Origin of the sequence: Pedobacter hartonius, from assembly GCF_900107535.1 — a bacterium.
Taxonomy (GTDB): domain Bacteria; phylum Bacteroidota; class Bacteroidia; order Sphingobacteriales; family Sphingobacteriaceae; genus Pedobacter; species Pedobacter hartonius.
Genome location: NZ_FNRA01000041.1, coordinates 1 through 1,268, shown reverse-complemented (window position 1 = coordinate 1,268; position 1,268 = coordinate 1). Strand labels below are relative to the sequence as shown.

Here is a 1,268-nt window from a genome sequence, read left to right as displayed (position 1 = left end):
TGGAATTGCAACAATAAAATGGACATTCAGTTAAGCTGCAATATTTTCTTTATTTAAGTTTTTACCAAATTCCTCCGGGGACAAATATCCCAGTGCAGAATGCTGCCTTTTACGGTTGTACCAAGTCTCTATGTATTCAAAAACAACGAGTGCTGCCTGCTCTTTATCTGTAAACTTATGCTGATATACACATTCAGCTTTAAGCGTCTTGAAAAAGCTTTCAGCCACCGCATTATCCCAACAATTTCCTTTTCTGCTCATACTTCTGATGATGAATGGATTTTTTTCCAATAAACATCTGAATTCATTACAGGCATACTGCACCCCACGATCAGAATGAAAGATGATCTGCTGGGTTATAGGACGTGTTTTTTGAGCCATTTTAAATGCAGGTATCACTGTATCAATTGCTTTCATTGTTGCACTTAATGCCCAACCTATTATTTTTCTATCACCAAGATCAATCACTGTAGTCAGGTATAACCAACCTTGCCTGGTTTTGATATAGGTAATGTCAGATACCCAGGACGCCCCCAAAATGCCTGGCTTAAAATCACGATCCAGTTTGTTTTCCGGTACCGGAAATTTATGACTGGAATCAGTAGTAATCTTAAACTTTTTCTTTACTACGCTTCTCAGATTTGCTTTTTTCATCATTCTGGCGACCCTTGGCCGGGATACGTTGATATTCTTTTTATGGAGTTCACGGGTGATTCGGGGACTGCCATAGATCTTTTTACTGTTCACAAAAGCTTCTAGTATTTCAAGGTCTAGCATTTGGTTTTCGATACGCCTGTTTGAAGGAAGAGCCTTCATCCAAGCGTAAAAACCACCTCTGCTTACTTTAAATACCGAACACATCTTCTCGACTGGAAATATTTTCATGTGGTTCTTTATGAACCTGAATATTTGTTGTCGCTCTTGGAGAAGATGCCTACAGCCTTCTTTAAGATATCCCGTTCCATTTCCGTATCTCGAAGCTGCTGCCTCAAGCGTGAAAGCTCCTGCTCACTTTCAGTCAAGATCACTTTCCCGTTCCCAGGAAAACTACCGCCTTGTTTATTGGTAAATTCCTTCCGCCATCTGTATAATAAGGTAACATTGATATCCAATTCTTTGGCCAATGCGGTTAGATCTTTTCGGGTATTGCTCAGCTCAACACTCATCAGTTTGAACTCCTTCGGGTACGCTTTTCTTACTTGTGACATAATTTCTGTTAAGGTATGTAATTCTCTTAACTTACTGTCTACTCAAATATAGCAACTCCA

Annotated in this window: 1 protein-coding gene; it reads right to left on the bottom strand. The window is 39.5% G+C overall.

Annotated elements, in window-relative coordinates; genetic code table 11:
• Positions 1–30: 30 nt before the first annotated feature.
• Positions 31–1,208, bottom strand: a protein-coding gene (locus BLW16_RS22865; protein ID WP_090560201.1) for an IS3 family transposase whose coding sequence is annotated in 2 segments (ribosomal slippage) — positions 31–938 and positions 938–1,208 — 1,179 coding nt in all. Because the reading frame shifts where the segments join, the coding sequence is not laid out codon by codon here.
• Positions 1,209–1,268 lie beyond the last annotated feature (60 nt).